Source organism: Bordetella genomosp. 8 (genome assembly GCF_002119685.1).
Lineage (GTDB): Bacteria > Pseudomonadota > Gammaproteobacteria > Burkholderiales > Burkholderiaceae_B > Bordetella_C.
The window spans coordinates 4,060,069-4,078,514 of sequence record NZ_CP021108.1; the positions used below are offsets into that span (position 1 = coordinate 4,060,069).

Consider the following 18,446-nt stretch of genomic DNA (forward strand, 5'->3'; position numbering starts at 1 on the left):
AGAACGACATGATGATGCGCTACGCCGCGGCCGCCGTTTCGCTGGCATTGCTGGCCGGTACGCCACTGGCCGCCCAGGCCCAGAACGCACCGGAGAAGCCCAAGCTGCACCTGGCGGCGGCCGGCGTGGGCTTTCCCTATCTGCCCTTCGTCATCGCCAGCAGTCGCGGCTACTTCAAGCAGGCGGGGCTGGATGTCGATATCGGCGTGTATAGCGGCGGCGCCAAGGCGCTGCAGGCCCTGATGGGCGGCAGCGCGGATTTCGTCGCCGGTGCGTATTCGAACACCATCACGATGGCGGTCAAGGGCCAGAAGCTGGTGTCCTTCGCCATCCAGGCGAATTGTCCCGGCTTCGTCTTCGGCGTCACCAAGGGCAGCCGCGACAAGATCAAGTCCTATGCGGACCTGAAGGGCAAGCGCATCGGTGTCAGCTCGCCGGGATCCAGCTTTCACATGGGCGTGAACTACCTGCTGAGCCGCGCCGGCGTGAAGCCTGACGAGGTCTCCATCATCGGCGTCGGCTCGTCTTCCGGCGCGGTGGCGGCGGCCCGCGGTGGCCAGGTGGACGCCATGATGTCCAACGATCCGGTGGCCACCATCCTGCAGGACAGCGGCGATTTGTTTCCCCTGGCGGCGATGCGCAGCCCGGAGGCCACGCAAAAGACGCTGGGCGGCAACTATCCCGAAGCCGCCGTCTACGCGACCAAGGATTTCGTCGATAAGTATCCGAACACCGTGCAGGCGATCGCCACCGCCATCGTGCGCGCCGAACAATGGCTGGCGCAGGCCACGCCCGAACAGGTGGCAGCCGCCGTGCCGCCGGAATATGCCCTGGCGGACAAGGAGGTCTTCGCGCAGGCTTACACCAATATGCGCGCCTGCCTGTCGCAGGACGGCGTGATGACGGACGAAGCCGCGCGCACGGTACGCAATGTCCTGGCCGCCTTCGATCCCGCCATCGCATCGGCCAGGATCGACCTGGACGCGACCTACACCAATCGTTTCGTGCAGCAGGTGCCCAAGCAATGAGCCCGGCGACCGACGACTTCACGGTGATGGCCAGCGGGCTGATGTTTCCCGAAGGCCCGGTGGCGCGCGACGACGGTTCCGTGGTGCTGGTGGAAATCCAGCGCGAAACGATCAGCCGCGTCACGCCCGACGGCGATGTCCAAGTGCTGATCGAGACGGGCGGCGGCCCCAACGGCCTGGCCGTGGGCCCGGACGGGGCCTACTACATCGCCAACAACGGCGGCTTCCTGTTCCAGACCATCGCCGGCTACAACCGCACGCGGGCGGGCGTGCATCCCGGCTATACCAGCGGTCGCATCGAACGCTACGACCCGGATACGGGCGAGCTGCGCACGCTGTACGATCGCTGCGGCGATGCGCCGTTGTGCGGGCCGAACGACCTGGTGTTCGACAGCCAGGGCGGCTTCTATTTCACCGACTTCGGCAAGAACCGCAAGCGCGACCGGGACCATGCCGGGCTTTACTACGCGCTGGCCGACGGCTCCATGATCGTGGAAGTCGCGTATCCGCTGACCACCGCCAACGGCGTCGGCCTGTCCCCGGACGAACAGGTGGTGTACGTATCGGAGACCGAGACCGGCCGCGTCTGGGCATTCGACCTGGACGGACCGGGCCGGCCGCGCAAGCATCCCTACCCTTCTCCCAATGGCGGGCGCCTGCTGTGCGCCCTGCCAGGCTACCAGCGACTGGACAGCATGGCCGTGGACGCCCATGGCAACATCTGCGTGGGTACGCTGGTGACAGGTTGCATCACGGTGATCGCGCCGTCCGGCGAAATCCTGCGCCAGGTCATGCTGCCCGATCCCATGGTCACCAATATCTGCTTCGGCGGGCCGGATCACCGGACGGCCTACATTACCTTGTCGGGCACGGGCCAGTTGATCAGCATGGCGTGGCCCGACGCCGGGCTGCGCCTGCCCTACGGCTAGCGCGGCACGGGGATCGCGCGGCGCCCGCGCTAAGGGCGCGGTCTTTCGCTGTGTTCGCTCAGATGCTTGATCAGCGACTGCACGGGCGCCGGCAGCGTTTCCGCGTCGCGCACGCAGATCTTCCAGTGGCGCATGGCCCAATCCTCGTCCAGCGGCACGGCGACCAGCGGGCCGGACGATACATAGCGGGCGGCATGGTGCTCGGATACCAGGGCGATGCCCAGCCGCGCTTCCACCATGCTGCGGGCAGGCTCGAAACCGTTCACGCGGATGCGGAAGCGCAACGGGAAATCCAGGTCCGCCGCGGCCCGCAGGACCAGCGAGTTCAGATAGCTGCCGGGTTGCGGCCCGACCAGCTCATGTTCGGCGACCTGGCGGAACGTCAGCTTGCGCGCCTTGGCCAGCACGTGGTCGGCCGTCATGATAACGACGAGCCGGTCGCTGTGATATGGGTACACGCGCAGGCCGGGCACCAGGGCGTTGCCGCCGAAGATACCGATATCGGCGGCGTTCTCCGCGACAGCCCGGACCACTTCCGGACTCAGGCTTTCCTGCAGGTCGATGCGCAGCGCGGGATGCAGCGCCAGGAAGTCGCGGATGTCGTTCGCCAGGTACTGCACGATCGTCGAGAGGCTGGCGTGCAGGCGTATCTGTCCGCGCAGGCCTTCGGCGTGATCGAACAGCTCGCTTTCCATCTGCGACAGATCGCGCAGGATCACGCGCGCATGGTTCAGCAGCGAATGCGCGGCCGGCGTCAGCTCCAGCCCTTTGTTGCTGCGGAGGAACAGCGGCGTCGTGAGCATGTCCTCCATCTGCGAGATGCGCTTGCTGACCGCTGACGGCGCGATGTTTTCGGCCTCCGCGGCACGCGAGATGTTCAGGTGTTCGCAGACCGCCACGAACAGCTTGAGCGACAACAGGTCGAAACGCATCGGCCTCCTCCGACGACATGCCTCTACGGCCGGATGCCGCCGGGCGGAGCGCGGCCCTGCCGCCGCGCGCACCCGCTGTCCGACCTGGAGCTTAAAACGCGCTGACTCAGGGTGTGCCGCCAGGCGCGTCAGCACTATACAACGTGGACTGGCGGCACCGCGACGCACCACGTGCGTCCGGTCGCCGCGGGATCTGCTCCTACCGCCAAAAGCGCCATCCCTGCGCACTCCACCCGTGCCGGACAGGATTTCCTGGCGTACTGTTTGCGCTGCGCGCGGATAAGTCGCCCACGGGGAGCCGGCCAATGAACGATCCACACCAGCTGTACATCGATTTGCGCAAGACCGACAGGCTTATCGCCGAATGGCGACATCAGCTGGATTGCCAGTACCGCATGATCGCGACGCTGCGGCGCCAGCGCGCGCTGGCGTGGCGCGAGAAGCTGCGCGCCCGCGAAATGGAAAACCGGATCGCGGCGCTATCCGCGCATCGCGACGCGTTGATAAGAACGGCGGCGGCGTTGCAGCGTCACGGACCACAACCATAGCGGCATGGCGCCTATCGCCAGCAGGCTGCCCACCCAACCGGTGGATGTCCACCCGTACCCCGCCGCGATCGCCAGTCCACCCAGGAAAGGTCCCAGCGCATTGGCCGTGTTGAAGGCGGAATGATTCAGCGCGGCGGCCAGTCCCTGTGCGTGTTCGGCCACGTCCATCAGCCGGGTCTGCAGGACCGTCGCCAGCGCCCCGCCCAGGCCGATCAGGAAGACGCTCAACATCACCAGCCAGAGATTGCCGGCCATCAAGGGAAACAGCGCCAGCACCACGGCGGTCCACACCAGCAGCAAACCCGCGGTGCGCATGATGGCCCGGTCCGCATAGAGCGGCACCACCATATTGCCGACGGTGAGTCCAACGCCGAACACGCTCATCACCAGGGGCGCCATGGCCGGCGACACGTGGGTGACGGCGGTCAGCGTGTCCGCCAGGTAGGTATAAACGGCGAACAGGCCACCGAAACCGATGGCGCCTATCCCCAGCGTCAGCCACACCTGGCCGCGCCGCAGGGCCGTCAGTTCACGCAGTGGGCTGGCCGTGGGATCGGCCGGCGTGTGGGGTGCGAACAGGCGCACGCTGGTCATGGTCGCCACCGCCAGCAGCGAGACCAGCGCGAAGCTCCAGCGCCAGCCCACCGCCTGCCCCAGCCAGTTGGCCAGCGGCACGCCGACGATGGTGGCGAAGGTCAGGCCCAGGAACACCCGCCCCACCGCGACCGTGCGACGATTGGCCGGCACCAGCGAGCTGGCCAGCAGCGATGCGATGCCGAAGTAGGCGCCATGCGGCAGGCCGCTCAGGAAACGCGCCGCGAGCATCGCGTGATAGTTGGGCGCCAAGGCGCTCAAGCCGTTGCCGATCGCGAACAATCCCATCAACAGGATCAGCAGCGTACGCCTGGGCAGCCTCGCGCCCAGCACCGCCAGCACCGGCGCACCGACCACGACGCCCAGCGCATAGGCACTGATCACGTGGCCGGCGGTCGGCGCATCGATGCCCAGGCTGGCCGCGAAATACGGCAGCAGGCTCATGGTGGCGAATTCGGTGGTGCCGATGGCGAAACTGCCGACGGCGAGCGCGACGAGAACAAGGCCTAGCCGATGCGGCACGGCGGGCTGAGCGGTCATTTGAAGTGGTCCGGGTTGATGGTTCGGGCGACCGCAGGAAGAGACGGGGGCGCCCGTGGCAGCACGGAAGCAAGAATTGCTGCAATGCAACGAGTATTTTACGCGGGCTTTGCGCGATGCCAAGAACCGGGCGTTGCAACGGTCGATGTTTGCCTGGACGCAAAGCGAGTGCGAGCATCGCCGATGGCAAGACTGCCGACGGCGACAAGTACTCGAAAATGTTATCGACGATCCAGCAGTTCCGATCCGCTCTATTGCAATGTGCGAAGATAAAAGCGAAATTTCAGATTGGAGCGACATCATGAAAATCCATCCCCGTTGTTTCAGCAGCCATCTGCACGCCTTGGCATTTGCTGGAATCACGCTGATGACAATGACGACGGCAGCCCAGGCGGAACCGCACGTCTGTCCTGGCGGCGCGGGAAATGGTGAAGTTTTTCTCGGTATGGATCCAGGTGGACCGGGGGTTGCCCCTGCACCTCTTTGTGATTGGGCCAGCCAAGGACCGGCTGCGACACCCAAACCGCGGCGCGATCCCGAATACTGGGGAGACCCCAATCGCAAAACGGATCTGCCAAAGGGTTGGACCGCCTCCGTGGAAGGGATCGATAAACCTGTGCTTGGTGTTGCCAAGGGCAAGGCGAGCCGCGCTGAGGCGATCAAGGCCGCGATGGAAGACTGTCGGCGACAAGGCGCCACTCGGTGTGAGCTTCTGGCCGCAACCAGCTCGGACGAGTAAGCGCGGGAATCGCCCTCGCCCGACGCCGTATTCGCGGGTTTGGCCACAGGATTTGGTCACACCACACCGGGACGCCCAAAAGAAAAAACCGCCGGCAAGGGCGGTTTTAACTGATTGATCTTTAATTGATCACTGCTTGGTTCTCTAACTAGATTTGGCTCCCCGAGCTGGGCTCGAACCAGCGACCTGCGGATTAACAGTCCGTCGCTCTACCGACTGAGCTATCGGGGACCTGTTAGAGAAGCGAGACTATAGCACGATTTTTTTTGGGTGTGCAAATCGCGCTGCACTTACTGAAGAAGCGGAGCCATCGGTCGCCGGCTCCGCTTCGTTCGCCGTCACGCGCGCGGCGTGTCGCGCTTGACCTTGATGAACAGCAGCACGAGGATCGCGGCGCACAGCTCCATCAACCCGACGCTATACAGGCCGGACGCCAGGCTGCCGGTCCTGTCCTTCAGCCAACCCATCAGGTAAGGCGCGGCGAAGCCGGCCAGGTTGCCGACGGAGTTGATGAGGGCGATACCGCCTGCCGCCGCGGTGCCGGTCAGGAAGGCCGCGGGCAAGGACCAGAACACCGGGAAGGCCGCCAGGATGCCGATGGCGGCGAACGACAGCGCATACAGCGCGGTGACCGGGCTGCCCAGGAAGTAGCCGGTCGCGGCCAGGCCCGCCGCCGCCACGATGCTGGCCAGCACGCTGTGCATGCGGCGCTCGCCGGTGCGATCGGAATGGATGCCGTTCAGGACCATGGCGATGGTGCCCAGGATGAACGGAATCGCCGACACCAGGCCGATCTGGAAGTTGCCCTGCACGCCCAGTTCCTTGATGATGGACGGCGTCCAGAATGCGATGGTGGCGTTGCCGCTGACGATGCAGAAGTAGATCAGCGCGCACAGCCACACGCGGCCATTGAAAGCGTCGCGCAGCGACGAATGCTTGGCGGGATCGCGGCTTTCCTGCTCGAGCTCGCGCGTCACGAGCGTACGCTCGCTGTCGCTCAGCCACTTGGCGTTCGCGGGCTTTTCCGGCAGCCACGCGAGCACCGCGAAACCGGCCAGCACCGACGGGATGCCCTCGATCACGAACAGCCATTGCCAGTTCGCCAGCCCTTCGACACCCGACATCGCGCTCATGATGAAGCCGGCGATCGGCCCGCCCACCACGCCGGCGATGGCGAAGGACGTCATGAAGTAGCCATTGATGCGCGCGCGCCGATCGGCGGGAAACCAGTAGGTCAGGTACAGCACGACGCCGGGGAAGAAACCGGCTTCGAATACGCCCAGCAGGAAGCGCAGCACGTAGAACTGCGTCGGGGTCTTGACGAAGATCATCGCCATGGAGGCCAGGCCCCACAGGATGGTGATGCGCGCCAGCGTGCGGCGTGCGCCGATCTTTTCCAGCAGCAGGTTGCTGGGCACTTCGAACAGGAAGTAGCCGATGAAGAAGATGCCCGCGCCCAGTCCGTAGACGGTTTCGCTGAATTGCAGGTCCTGCAGCATCTGCAGCTTGGCGAAGCCGATGTTGACGCGGTCGATCCACGCCAGCACGAACAGGAATACCAGGAAAGGGATCAGGCGTACGGCGATCTTGCGATAGGCAAGCGCGCGCTCGGCCGGGAATGGCGCGCTGGCTGCTCCACCCGGCGCCGGGGTAACGGTGGACGACATGGGTATGCTCCGTAGGTAAGGAGATAAAAGCCCCGCCCCGCGGCGGGGGGTTTGAATCGAATCAGGTGCGACCGGCCAGGTGCGACCGGCCAGGTGCGGTCGGCTAGGTGCGGCCGGCTAGGTGCGGCCGGCCAGGCGCGGCCGCCAGAGTGCGAACTAGGCGGCCATCGCAGGCTCGATCGCGCCGGCCACTTGCAGCACCCGCGCGTCCGCGCCGCGCAGGCCGCAGACCGCCAGGCCGATACCGGGCTGCCCGGTCGGCAGCGACACCCCGCAGCCGTCCAGGAAATTGATCACGCTGGTATTGCGCAACACGAGGCCATTGACGGAAAAGAAAGCCTCATCCGCCTGCAGGTCGTCGACGCGCGGAGGCAGTACCGCGACCGTGGGCATCAACCACGCATCGGCGTCACGCAGGCGGTCCGCCGCCGCGGCCATGACGCGCGCGCGCTCGTCGATCAGCGTGATGTAGTCCGCCGCCGACTGCTTCTCGCCACGGCGGATGCGCATGGCGACGCGCTGGTCATACATCTCGCCCCGGCTGGACAGCAATTCACGATGCCAATGCCAGGCCTCGGCCGCGGTAAAGCCGCCGCCGCCGTTGATCGAGGGAATATCCTTCAGCTCCGGAAAATCGAAAGGCACTATTTGCGCGCCCAGGCCGGACAACCTTGCGACCGCTGCCTCGAAGGCCGAGACCACGGCGGCATCGGCGCCGTCGAAAACGAAATCGCGCGTGACGTACAGGCGCAGCCCCTTGAGCGGCGCCGGCCGCGCGTCCAGAGCCTCGCCGCTGAGGACGCGGTCCATGATGGCGCAGCAATCGACCGTGCGCGCCAGCGGCCCCGCCGAATCCAGCGTGCGCGAGAGCGGCACACCGCCCTGCAGCGACACGCGATGCGAGGTCGGCTTGAAGCCGGTCAGGCCGCAGAACGCCGCCGGAATGCGGATCGAGCCGCCGGTGTCCGTGCCCAGGGTGGCCACCGCCATGCCCTTGGCCACGCTCACCGCGCCGCCGGACGTGGAACCACCGGCCACGCGCGCTTCATCGTGTGGTGCGCGCGGCGTGCCGTAGTGCGGATTCAGGCCGAGCCCGGAAAAAGCGAACTCGCTCATATTGGTGCGGCCCAGCAGCACCGCGCCGGCGGCCCGCAGGCGCGCGACGGCGGCGGCGTCCTGCGTGGCGGGCGCGGCCCCCGCCAGCGCGCGCGAGCCCGCCGACGTCACCTGGCCCTGCACATCGAACAAGTCCTTGATGGAGACGGGCAAGCCCGCGATGGGCGATGGGACATTGCCCGCCCGGCGCGCGGCATCGCTGGCGCGCGCCGCCTGCAGCGCCGCTTCGGCATCCACGTGCAGATAGGCCGCGCCGCCCGCCTGGCGGTATGACTCGATAAGCGACAGCGACTGCTCGACGAGTTTTTCGCTGGTGATGCGGCCGGCCTGGAGATCGGCCTGCGCCTGCCTGATGGGCTTGATGGTCTGCATCATGGAGTCCTTTCCGGCACGGCCGGTTCAGTCGGTGACGGGCAGCACGCGCACCCGATAGGCATGGCGCAGCGTACGGTTCAACACGGGGTCGTGCAGTTCCATCTCGAACTGTTCGCCATAGCCCAGCTGGCCGATCACGGTCTGCGTGCCGCAATACATGGCGGTGCCCACGGGCAGCCCTTCCTTGCCGGCGTATTTTTCGGCCAGTTCGCGCGGATCGCGCAGGCTGGTCATCGGGCCTTCCTGGTACAGGGCACGCTCGCCGTCGCGCACGCGCCAGGTGCGTGAGATCAACTGGTCCCAATGGCCGGCGACTTCGTCGAAGCGCCACAGCTCGCGGCTGACCGGCTTGGCGCACATCTGCTTGGACACCGTGACGTCGTAGGCCTCGACCTTGCGGTCGGTGTGGTCCGATCCGATGCCGACCAGCAGGCCATCCTCGGTGGAGAACAGCACCGCTTCAACCTCGCCCGACGAATCTGCGCGTGGCACTTCGATTTCCTCGTCGGTGGTCAGCAGCGCGGCGGCCAGGGGGTAATAGCAAGGGACGGTGGAAGGCGGCTTGACGCCGATTTCCTGCAGTTCGCGGATATGGTGCTGCACCGCCGACTCATCGCGGCCCGCCCAACCCGCGATCACGAGGCGGTCGATCAGGACGGTGCGGTCGCCCAATCCGGCGACCTGGAAATTCAATTGCGGCATGGCGTTAAACCTCTTGTGATGCTGCGGCCCTCACGTCATGGGGCCGGCTCAAATGGAACGGATGATGTTCTTGCGGAATTCGTCGATGTGGTCGCGGATGGCTTCGCGCGCGGCGGGGATGTCGCGACGCTCCAGCGCATCCAGCACGGCCATGTGCTCCTGGTAGACATTGGCCAGGTGCACCGGATCCTGCAAGGAGAGAAACCAGAAACGCGCCTGCTTCTCGTGCAGCCCGCGCAGGAGTTCGGCCAGGACGCGATTGCGCGAGGCGGCCGAAATGGCGTTGTGGAACTTCAGGTCCAGCTGCATCAGGCCATTGATATCGCGGTGCTCCAGCAGCGCCGCCGAGCGTTCGACGATGTCCCGCATGGCCTGGATGTCGCTGCCGTGCGCGCGTTCCGCGGCCAGGGTGACGCACAGCAGCTCGTTGGTGAGGCGGACTTCGATCATGTCCAGCACTTCGTTCAACGACAACGGCGCGACCAGGACGCCCTTGCGCGGCAGGATGGATACCAGCCCGTCGCTTTCGAGGCGATGCAAGGCCTGGTGCACGGGGGTACGCCCCAGGCCCAGCAGCGTGCCGACCTGAGACTCGTTGATCGCCTCCCCGGGCCGGAATTCGCAGGAAATGATGCGCCGCTTGATCTCGGCATAGGCGAGTTCGCGCAGGGCCGCGCCGGACGACGGACGGCCCCCATCGGAACCGCGTATGGCGCCGTCGTCGGACGAGGTGGAAGTTATCGGGCTGGCCATCGTGATATCAAAGTAAAGCGCAAGTGATAATACTCTGATATATCACAGGCTCCATATCAGGGATTACCCCCGAGCCTCGCCGCGACCGGTCGTGTAGGATCGGCGGGGCCTGCTTTCCTTGTATCCAAAATTTCTGATATGATCTTGGTCTTTTCCGGGACAGGTAGCCCGGGAAATATGCAAGACAACTGCAAGACAAGAGGGCCGGCATAGCTCAGTTGGTAGAGCAGCGCATTCGTAATGCGAAGGTCGTAGGTTCGACTCCTATTGCCGGCACCAGAATATAAAAGGCCAACCCCATGGGGTTGGCCTTTGTGCTTTCTGGCCTTTGCAATTTCACATCCCCTTCTTCCTGATCACGCTGACCGAGCCGTCGGACTCCAGATAAGCCAGTTTCACCTGCGCCACGTCTTCGACGCCCTTCTGGCGTAGTTCACTTTCCAAATCTTCAAGCGTGATGCTTTCGCGCCGCATGGTGCGCAGTTGGACCTGCCCGTCCCTGACCAGGCAGAGTTTGCCGGGTTGCAGAAAAGGTCGCGTGGCGGGCCACGTATACGCCACCCTATCGATGAAGACGCTCCAGAGCACGATGGTGGCGACCAGCACCATTCCGTCGGGGACCGATTTGTATTCGCCCGCCATGGCGTTCTGGGCGGCGTCGGCGATCAGGACGACGACGAGCAGGTCCGCGATGCCCAGCGATCCGACGTCGCGGCGGCCGGCGATGCGCAGCAGGGTGAAGATGAACCAGTACGTCATGGTGCCGCGGATCACGATCTCCAGCGGCGACATGCTGAACTTGATGATGTTGTCCCACTGTATGTCCATGGGCGGCCTCCTTCCACGATGCTGCAACAGCCCATCAGTAAGCAATCGGCGCGCCCGGTCCGCCTGGGTCCGTCAGTTGCTTTGACTGCACCGGGAGGACGACATCATGAACGCCATCGACCGCGTCGCCATCTTCATGCGCGACAACCAACTGACGCTGGTGACCGCGGAATCGTGCACCGCCGGCTTGATTGCCAGCACGCTTGCCGACATCCCCGGCGCGGGGGCCTTGCTGGATTGTGCCTTCGTCGTATATTCGCCTGACGCCAAGCGGCGCTGCCTCGGGGTATCGCAGCGCACCCTGGATACGCACAACCTGACCAGCGAGGCTGTGGCCCGGGAGATGGCGCTGGGTGCCGCCGAGCGCAGTCCCGCCAACGTGGCGATCGCCAACACCGGCCTGGCCGATGGCAGCGATGGCGATATCCCGGCGGGAACGCAGTGCTACGCCTGGATATTCAAGGCCGGCCCGGCGGACGCGAATCCAGCCGTGTTCACGGAGACGCATCGCTTCGAAGGCGGACGCCACCAGATCCGCAAGGCCGCGGCGGCTTTCGCCTTGGAGAGGATGGCCGCGCTCTACGAAGAATGGCGCCGCGACGGCAGATAGGCCTACGCTGCCAACCGTACTCATCTATCTCCTTCGGAGCGGGTTCGCATCACCGTCAGCGCCCGGCGGGCATAACAGTTGCAGCCGCGCAGCCCGTTTCCCCCGGAGGTCGCATGAACCCCAAACCAGTCGATCCGGCGTCGCGCCGGCAGGTTCTGAAGGCAATCACCGTAGGATTGCCGGCCGCGGCGCTGACAGGGCGGATACAGCCTGCCCAGGCGCAGGCCGACAGCGCCGCCGCGCAGGCGGGCAGCGCCGCCGCGCACGCCGCCACCAATCCCACGTGGCGGTTCTTCAATACGGATGAGGCCGCGCTGATGGACGCCATCGTGGCGCGCCTGATACCCGCGGACGAGCTCGGCCCCGGCGCGCGCGAAGCGGGCGTGACGGTATTCATGGACCAGCAGCTGGCGGGCGCCTGGGGCGCCGGTGAACAGTTCTACCAGTCGGGACCGTTCGCGGCCGGCACGCCGCAGCAGGGCTACCAGCTCTCGTATACGCCGGCCCAGATGTTCCGCACCGGGCTCGCTCGCTTCGCCCAGGCAGTCGCGCAACGCCAGGGCGGGAAGGCCTTCGCCGACCTGGAACCGGCCGCGCAGGACGAGATGCTCAGGAACATGGAAACCGGCAAGCTCGATTTCTCGCCGCTGCCGTCCGCGGTCTTCTTCGCCGCATTGATGGACGCGACTGTCGAAGGCTTCTTCGGCGACCCCATACATGGCGGCAACCGCGACATGGTGGGATGGAAGCTGGTCCAGTTCCCCGGCGCCTACGCCAGCTACGCCAACGACATCGAACGGCACGGCGTCGCCTTCGTACGGGAACCGGTGTCCATCGCGAACAGCCCGATGCACGACATGCGGGTGGAAGGCCGGCCTGCCGGGGAGGCCGCATGACGCGCACCCTACCGGCGGTCGACGTCGCCATCGTCGGTGGCGGCTGGACCGGATCCATCATCGGCAAGGAGCTGGCGGCCAACGGCCAGAAGGTCGTCGTGCTGGAACGCGGCCAGCCGCGCTGGCCTTCGCCGGACTTCCAGGGCCCCATGGTGCACGACGAAATCAAATATGTGCGTCGCCATGCATTGCACCAGAACGCCGCCACCGAGACCTACACCTTCCGGAACAACATCAACCAGACCGCGCTGCCCATGCGCCGCTGGGCCTTCGCCTACCCCGGCACGCACCTGGGCGGCGCGGGCAATCACTGGTCAGGCGCGTACTATCGCTTCGACGAGGTCGAATTCAAGCTGCGATCGCACTACACGCAGAAGTACGGCGCCAAGATCTTCGACGAAGACATCACCGCGCAGGACTGGCCGGTCACGTACGAAGAACTCGAGCCCTACTACGATCGCTTCGACAGGCTGATCGGCGCATCCGGCTTTGCCGGCAACCTGAAGGGCCAGAAGCAGGAAGGCGGCAATCCATTCGAACCCTGGCGATCCAACCCCTACCCCAACCCGCCGATGAAAGTGCCTTACGCCCCCGCCCTGTTCGGCGAAGCCGCGCGCAAGCTGGGATACCACCCCTACGTGCAGCCATCGGCGCTATGCACCCGGCCTTACGTGAATACCGAAGGCCTGCACATGAATGCCTGCGTGTATTGCGGCTTCTGCTCGAACTACGGCTGCGAACATTTCGCCAAGGCGTCGCCACAGGTCTGCGTGCTGCCGGTGGCGATGAAGCTGGACACCTTCGAGATACGCACGGGAACGCATGTGCTGCGCGTGGAGCTGGACAAGGACAAAAAACGCGCAACCGGCGTGACCTACGTCGACGAAGCGGGCGAGGAAGTCTTCCAGCCGGCCGAACTGGTGTTCCTGTGCGCGTTCAGCATCAACAACGTGCGCCTGCTGCTCCTGTCCAATATCGGCAAGCCTTATGACCCAAAGGCCAACGAAGGCGTGGTGGGACGCAACTATACGCACCAGACCACCTCTGGCGTGGGCCTGTTCTTCGATGAGCAGACGCCCATCAATCCCTTCATGGGCGCCGGCGCGGTGGCGGTGACCATGGACGACTTCTGTACCGACAACTTCGACCACGGACCGCTGGGATTCGTCGGGGGCGCCTACATCCAGATCCAGGTGGTCAGCGGCACGCCGATCAGCAACCACCCGGTGCCATCGGGGACGCCGACCTGGGGCAGCGAATGGAAGAAAACGGTCAAGCGCTACTACAACCATGCGATCCCCATCACCATCACGGGATCGGCGCAACCGACCCGCGGCAGCTATCTGGACCTGGACCCGACGTACAAGGACGCCTGGGGACAGCCCCTGCTGCGCATCACCTACGATTTTCCCGACAACGATATTCGCATGTCGCGCTTCGTGACGGCGAAAGGCGATGAGATCGGCAAAGCGATGCGTGGGGTGATCCATACGGAACCGGCGCCGCGCACGCGTCCGTATTCGTCCGCCAGCTATCAGTCCACCCATCTGACCGGCGGCGCGGCGATGGGCGACGACCCGCGGACCAGCGTGGTGAATCGCTACGGCCAATGCTGGGATGTTCCCAACGTCTTCGTCACCGGCGCCTCCCTGTTTCCGCAGAACTCCTGCTACAACCCGACGGGCACGGTGGGCGCCACGGCGTACTGGATGGTCGACGCCATCAAGCGCGACTACCTGAAATCTCCCGGGCCGTTGGTGAAGACATGAATCACAACGTGGCCGCTCTCGTGAAAGGCGCCACGACGGTCGGCGGGTCGTTCGTCCTGCTCGTCGCGATCGTATCGGGGCTTTTTCATCTTCCGCCGCATCGCGAGAAACCGCCGGGCCCGCCCGCGGGAGGGGTGGCTGGATCATCGGCACCCGCGCCCGTGACGCCGCCGCAAGCGTCGGCGCCGGGCGCGCCTGCGCAGCAGGCAGCGGCGCCTGGAGCTCCCGGCGGCGCGGCGCAGGTGCCGCCTACGCCACCGCGCACGGCGACCGATTTCTCGTTTCCGCAGGCGCGCTGGGAACAACTGCTCGCGCAGAATGCCGGCACGCCTATCGATGCCTCGCTGGCCAATTCCGGCAAGCCCTCGGCCGGCGTGGCGGCCTGCGCTTCATGCCATGGCGCGCAGGGCGTGCCCGCGGCCGGCACACCTTTTCCCACCCTGGCCGGCGCCCCGCCCGCCTACGTTGCCAAGCAACTGCTCGACTATCGGGACGGGACCCGTCAGCATCCCATCATGACGGGCATTGCCAAAGGCCTGGACGACAAGGACATCGCGGCCGTGGCGCACTACTACGGCAGCCTGCCGCCGCCGGCGATCAAGGCGCCGGTCGCGAACCCGCAGGATCGCGGGCAGCGCCTGCACGGATTCGGCGACAACGCCCTGGCGTTGGCGGCATGCGCGAACTGCCACGGCGCCAACGGCGAAGGCGAAGCGCCCATGCTGCCTCGCCTGGCCGGCCAGCCCGAAGCCTTTGTCACGGGGCAGCTCGATGCTTTCCGCAACGGACAGCGCGCGAACGATGACCTGGGCACAATGCGCGACATCGCCAAACGCCTGAGCGCCGAGGACTCGGCCGCACTGGCCAGGTACTACGCGGGCATGCGGGCGCAATAGGACGTCGGTGTCGGATCAATGGCCGGGCCGGGTATCGGCGCCGCGATGGCCTGGCCCCTTGTCGCTGTTTGCCGCGCTGCCTTTGGCGCTCTCGCTGTTGCCGACGGTCCCCTTGACCGAGGAATCCTGTGTGCCGCTGCCGCGCGGCTGGGTGTCGTTGCCGTGATGCCCCTGCATATCGTTGGCGTTGCCGCCTGATTGGCCAGCGCCGGAACGCGATTTTGACGTGGAGGTCGCGTCACGGCCTTGCCCTTGGCCGTCACCCGGACCCGCGGCGCTCGAACCCGCGGGGTTGGTCGCGCCGGACTCGGGATGCTTGAACTGCCCACCTCCCGAACCACCCGTCTGCGCGCTGGAACCCTGCGTGGCCTGTGCGACCAATCGAGGCGTTTCATGCGCCTGCGCGGCGCAAACCGCCGCGCCCACCAGCGCGAGGCCGCAGATCCAGCCTGCGGCGGGGCCTCGCCCCCTGCCCGCGCCGCCGTGGGCGCGGCCCATCACCATGCGTACCGTCATATCGCTCTCCTCGATGCGTGCGTCCCAAGTTTTCAGGCCACGGGCGCCAGTTCGACCTTCATCCAGCCCGGCTGCCGCGTATCGAAAGCCTTGTATGCGTCCAGCACGGACGACAGCGGCTCACGCTTGGTCAGGATCGCCGAGGGATCGATGCGGCCCGAGCGCACCAGTTCGATCAGGACAGGGACGTATTTGCGATGATTGCAGTTGCCCATCCGGATCGTCAGGTTCTTGTTCATCGCCATGCCGATGGGAAAGATGTTGTCGTTCGGTGGATAGACCCCGATGATGGCCAAAGTGCCGGCCTTGGCCAGCGCCTGGACCGCCCAGTTCAGGGCCTGCGCCGGCGCGTCCCCGGGCACCCAGTTGCCGTCGTGCGGATGCGCATGTGGCGCGATCTCCCGCGACTGGGCTTCCATCGCCGCATTCTGTTCAGGCTGCGACGCCGGTCCTTCGTGCGCATGTACCGCATCCACGCCAACGGCATCGATGGCCCGATCGACGCCGATGCCGCCGGTCAGGCGCTTGATGGTCTCGACCGGATCTTCCGCATTGAAATCGATGGTCTCGGCACCCTGCGCCCGCGCCATCGCCAGCCGGTCCGGCACGGCATCGATGGCGAATATGCGGCCCGCGTGCATCAGCTTGGCCGACGCGATGGCGAACTGACCGACCGGACCGCAGCCGAAGACCGCGACCGTGCGTCCAGGCTCGATGTCGGCCAGGTCGGCGCCGAAGTAGCCCGTCGGGAAGATGTCGGAAATCATGATCGCCTGGTCGTTATCGATCTCGTCCGGCAGCTTGACCAGGTTCACGTGCGCATAGGGAATACGGGCCTTCTCGGCCTGCAGGCCGTTGAAGCCCCCGGCCTGGTCGGGACCGCCATAGAACGCCGTACCCGCTGACTTGCCGTGCGGATTCGCGTTGTCGCATTGGGCGTAATAACCGGCGCGGCAGTATGAACAGTAGCCGCATGCGATGGTGGACGGAATGACGACGCGGTCGCCGACCTGCAGATTGCGCACGCCCGGGCCGAGTTGCTCGACCACGCCCACGCCCTCATGCCCGAGTATCGTCCCGGGCTTCACGCCTTCCATGGTGCCGCGGATGAAATGCAGGTCGGTGCCGCAGATCGCGCTGGCCACGATACGCACAATGGCGTCGGTCTCTTCGCGCAGCTGGGGATCGGGCACGTCTTCCAGGCGAATGTCGCCGATGGCATGGAACACGACAGCTTTCATGTGGAACTCCTTCGAAACGGGATGGCGGCCGGGCCGAGGATCGGCATCTGGCGCGGGTGTGTGACATCCGCGCGATACGCGCATGGCGCGCGCCACGGCGCGCTGCTGAGCACCCGTAAATGGACTTGCAGGGATGCAGCAAGCGGCATGCGCGGCACAAGATGTGCTGAACCGAAGATGTGCTGAACCGGACTGGCGCCAGCGCTTCGGCTCGGGTACGTCGGCGGTAAGCCTTGCACGCTTGGGCACCGAACACCAATCTCCACCGGGAATGCCATGGACACGAATATGCACGACCCCGCGGAGGCGGCGCTGCGCATCCTCATGTACTTCATCATGCCGCTGTGGATAGCCGCGGGCACCGCCGACTACCTATGCCATCGGCGGACCCACATCGCGCGTACGGCCGGCCCGAAAGAATCGCTGCTGCACCTGCTGATGTTCGCGGAGATCGGCATCCCTTTGCTGGCCTGCCTGTTCCTGGAAATCAATGCGCTGGTATTCCTGGTGATGATCGTGGCATTCATCGCGCACGAAGCCACCGCGCTATGGGACGTGAGCTATGCCGCCAGCCGGCGCCGCGTCGGCCCGTTCGAACAGCACGTGCATAGCTTCCTGGAATTGCTGCCCTTGGCCGCGGGTATGCTGGTCGCCGTCCTGCACTGGCCGCAGTTCCTGGCGCTGTTCGGGCTGGGGCAGGAACCGGCCCGCTGGGAATTGCGCCTGAAAGCGCGGGCGCTGCCCACGGCCTACGTGGCCTTTGTCCTGCTGGCCGCGATCGTGCTGGAATTCCTGCCCTACGTGGAAGAACTGCTGCGCGGGCTGAAGGCACGCAGGTCGGGCATGGGTCCGCCTTCCAACGCGTGGCCTCGCGGCAACGGATAATTCGCCCAGGCGGCGCCCTGGAATGTATTCATATAAATCATATATATAATGCCGACCAGAGGGTTTTGGCCCGCGCGCGGGCCTGTAATCCCGCGCGATCATCCTGGAAGCAATATGAATCATCCGCCGTCGTCGGCCGTACCGCTGGGCAGTCCTCTTTACGAGCAGATCAAGCAGGCCATCCTGGGCGCCCTGGCCCATGGAGAATGGAAACAGGGCGAAGCCATCCCGCCCGAAAAAGTGCTGGCCGAACGGTTCGGCGTGTCCATAGGAACGCTGCGCAAGGCCGTGGACGAACTGGCGGCCGAGAATATCCTGATCCGGCACCAGGGCCGCGGCACCTATGTCGCCGTGCACACGCGCAATTCGCACTTCTTCAAGTTCTTCCGCATCGTGCGGCAGGATGGCGAGAAATCCTATCCCACGACCGAGCTGATGCGCTTCCGCCGCACCCGGGCTTCCGCCCTGGCCCGCGAAAAGCTGGGCCTGCCGTCGGGCAGCCACGTCTTCGAGTTCAACAACGTGCTGTCGCTGCACGGCGAGGTCGTGATGGTAGATGAAGTCAGCCTGCCGGAAAACCTTTTTCCCGGGATGACCGAACGCCACCTGCGCGAACGCCCGAGCACCTTGTATAGTCTGTACCAGGACATGTTCGGCGTGAACGTCATCGCAACCGACGAACGCCTGCGCACCTGCCGCGCCAGCGCCACGCACGCGCCCTGGCTGGGCGTGCCGGAAGGCGAACCCCTGCTGCAGATCCGCCGCGTGGCCTATTCCTATCACCGCCAGCCGGTGGAATGGCGTGTTTCCCATGTGAATACCGAAGCCTACGAATACCTGGGCCAGGAGTACACGGGCGGCGCCTGACCGGCGGCACGCCTG

At 65.6% G+C, this 18,446-nt stretch carries 19 protein-coding genes and 2 tRNA genes; 11 read left to right on the forward strand and 10 right to left on the reverse strand.

Annotated features, from left to right (window positions below):
• The first annotated feature begins 11 nt into the window (after window positions 1–11).
• Together CAL12_RS18495 and CAL12_RS18500 are read left to right on the forward strand one after the other, a co-directional pair.
• Window positions 12–1,028 (forward strand): ABC transporter substrate-binding protein, encoded by a 1,017-nt coding sequence (locus CAL12_RS18495; RefSeq protein WP_420042796.1) that lies wholly within the window; start codon window positions 12–14, stop codon window positions 1,026–1,028.
• On the forward strand, window positions 1,025–1,957 hold the full coding sequence (locus CAL12_RS18500) for an SMP-30/gluconolactonase/LRE family protein (RefSeq protein ID WP_086065967.1): 933 nt from the start codon (window positions 1,025–1,027) through the stop codon (window positions 1,955–1,957). Before CAL12_RS18495 ends, CAL12_RS18500 begins: the two co-directional genes overlap by 4 nt.
• Window positions 1,958–1,986: 29 nt before the next feature.
• Here the strand turns inward: CAL12_RS18500 and CAL12_RS18505 are convergent, their stop codons facing one another.
• On the reverse strand, window positions 1,987–2,889 hold the full coding sequence (locus CAL12_RS18505) for a LysR family transcriptional regulator (protein ID WP_086065968.1): 903 nt from the start codon (window positions 2,887–2,889) through the stop codon (window positions 1,987–1,989).
• Between the two features lie 305 nt (window positions 2,890–3,194).
• Between CAL12_RS18505 and CAL12_RS18510 the strand changes: the two genes are divergently transcribed.
• Entirely contained in the window at window positions 3,195–3,437 is a 243-nt protein-coding gene (locus CAL12_RS18510; protein WP_086065969.1) for a hypothetical protein, read from the forward strand.
• Here the strand turns inward: CAL12_RS18510 and CAL12_RS18515 are convergent.
• Window positions 3,369–4,571: an MFS transporter gene (locus tag CAL12_RS18515; RefSeq protein WP_086065970.1), complete on the reverse strand. Its 1,203-nt coding sequence runs from the start codon at window positions 4,569–4,571 to the stop codon at window positions 3,369–3,371. The two genes, CAL12_RS18510 and CAL12_RS18515, sit on opposite strands and share 69 nt — an antisense overlap.
• 55 nt (window positions 4,572–4,626) lie before the next feature.
• Here CAL12_RS18515 and CAL12_RS28120 point away from each other — a divergent pair, with 55 nt between their 5' ends.
• A complete protein-coding gene (locus CAL12_RS28120) occupies window positions 4,627–5,310 on the forward strand; it encodes a hypothetical protein (protein ID WP_157793029.1) in 684 nt (227 codons plus the stop codon).
• Between the two features lie 155 nt (window positions 5,311–5,465).
• Here CAL12_RS28120 and CAL12_RS18520 read toward each other — a convergent pair.
• The 5 genes from CAL12_RS18520 to CAL12_RS18540 all read right to left on the reverse strand — a co-directional run bounded on the left by CAL12_RS18520 (window position 5,466) and on the right by CAL12_RS18540 (window position 9,923).
• A tRNA-Asn gene (locus CAL12_RS18520) sits at window positions 5,466–5,541 on the reverse strand.
• 107 nt (window positions 5,542–5,648) lie between these two features.
• Window positions 5,649–6,977, reverse strand: a complete 1,329-nt coding sequence (locus CAL12_RS18525) for an MFS transporter (protein WP_086065971.1) — start codon at window positions 6,975–6,977, stop codon at window positions 5,649–5,651.
• A 156-nt stretch (window positions 6,978–7,133) separates the two neighbouring features.
• Complete coding sequence (locus CAL12_RS18530) at window positions 7,134–8,465, reverse strand: amidase (RefSeq protein WP_086067977.1); 1,332 nt, start codon at window positions 8,463–8,465, stop codon at window positions 7,134–7,136.
• A gap of 27 nt (window positions 8,466–8,492) precedes the next feature.
• Window positions 8,493–9,170, reverse strand: coding sequence for a DUF2848 domain-containing protein (locus CAL12_RS18535; protein WP_086065972.1), 678 nt, complete (start codon window positions 9,168–9,170; stop codon window positions 8,493–8,495).
• A 48-nt stretch (window positions 9,171–9,218) separates the two neighbouring features.
• Window positions 9,219–9,923, reverse strand: a complete 705-nt coding sequence (locus CAL12_RS18540; RefSeq protein ID WP_086065973.1) for a GntR family transcriptional regulator — start codon at window positions 9,921–9,923, stop codon at window positions 9,219–9,221.
• A gap of 203 nt (window positions 9,924–10,126) precedes the next feature.
• Here CAL12_RS18540 and CAL12_RS18545 point away from each other — a divergent pair.
• A tRNA-Thr gene (locus tag CAL12_RS18545) sits at window positions 10,127–10,202 on the forward strand.
• Between the two features lie 57 nt (window positions 10,203–10,259).
• Here the strand turns inward: CAL12_RS18545 and CAL12_RS18550 are convergent.
• Entirely contained in the window at window positions 10,260–10,751 is a 492-nt protein-coding gene (locus CAL12_RS18550; RefSeq protein ID WP_086065974.1) for a DUF421 domain-containing protein, read from the reverse strand.
• A gap of 106 nt (window positions 10,752–10,857) precedes the next feature.
• Between CAL12_RS18550 and CAL12_RS18555 the strand changes: the two genes are divergently transcribed.
• From CAL12_RS18555 to CAL12_RS18570, 4 genes are all read left to right on the forward strand, one after another.
• Window positions 10,858–11,361, forward strand: coding sequence for a CinA family protein (locus tag CAL12_RS18555; protein ID WP_086065975.1), 504 nt, complete (start codon window positions 10,858–10,860; stop codon window positions 11,359–11,361).
• A gap of 113 nt (window positions 11,362–11,474) precedes the next feature.
• Window positions 11,475–12,257 carry a gluconate 2-dehydrogenase subunit 3 family protein gene (locus CAL12_RS18560; RefSeq protein WP_086065976.1) on the forward strand — a complete coding sequence of 261 codons (783 nt, stop codon included), beginning with the start codon at window positions 11,475–11,477 and terminating at the stop codon, window positions 12,255–12,257.
• Entirely contained in the window at window positions 12,254–14,026 is a 1,773-nt protein-coding gene (locus tag CAL12_RS18565) for a GMC family oxidoreductase (RefSeq protein WP_086065977.1), read from the forward strand. The genes CAL12_RS18560 and CAL12_RS18565 overlap by 4 nt, the downstream gene beginning before the upstream one ends.
• Complete coding sequence (locus CAL12_RS18570) at window positions 14,023–14,922, forward strand: c-type cytochrome (RefSeq protein ID WP_086065978.1); 900 nt, start codon at window positions 14,023–14,025, stop codon at window positions 14,920–14,922. The genes CAL12_RS18565 and CAL12_RS18570 overlap by 4 nt, the downstream gene beginning before the upstream one ends.
• Window positions 14,923–14,937: 15 nt before the next feature.
• On the opposite strand, the gene CAL12_RS18575 is transcribed toward CAL12_RS18570, so the two are convergent.
• Together CAL12_RS18575 and CAL12_RS18580 are read right to left on the reverse strand one after the other, a co-directional pair.
• Complete coding sequence (locus CAL12_RS18575) at window positions 14,938–15,438, reverse strand: hypothetical protein (protein ID WP_086065979.1); 501 nt, start codon at window positions 15,436–15,438, stop codon at window positions 14,938–14,940.
• A gap of 32 nt (window positions 15,439–15,470) precedes the next feature.
• Complete coding sequence (locus CAL12_RS18580) at window positions 15,471–16,679, reverse strand: zinc-dependent alcohol dehydrogenase (protein WP_086065980.1); 1,209 nt, start codon at window positions 16,677–16,679, stop codon at window positions 15,471–15,473.
• Window positions 16,680–16,967: 288 nt separating this feature from the next.
• Between CAL12_RS18580 and CAL12_RS18585 the strand changes: the two genes are divergently transcribed.
• The gene (locus CAL12_RS18585; RefSeq protein ID WP_086067978.1) at window positions 16,968–17,564 is read left to right on the forward strand and encodes a diguanylate cyclase; all 597 of its coding nucleotides are present in this window, start codon (window positions 16,968–16,970) and stop codon (window positions 17,562–17,564) included.
• 114 nt (window positions 17,565–17,678) lie between these two features.
• Window positions 17,679–18,431: a GntR family transcriptional regulator gene (locus CAL12_RS18590; protein ID WP_086065981.1), complete on the forward strand. Its 753-nt coding sequence runs from the start codon at window positions 17,679–17,681 to the stop codon at window positions 18,429–18,431.
• Window positions 18,432–18,446 lie beyond the last annotated feature (15 nt).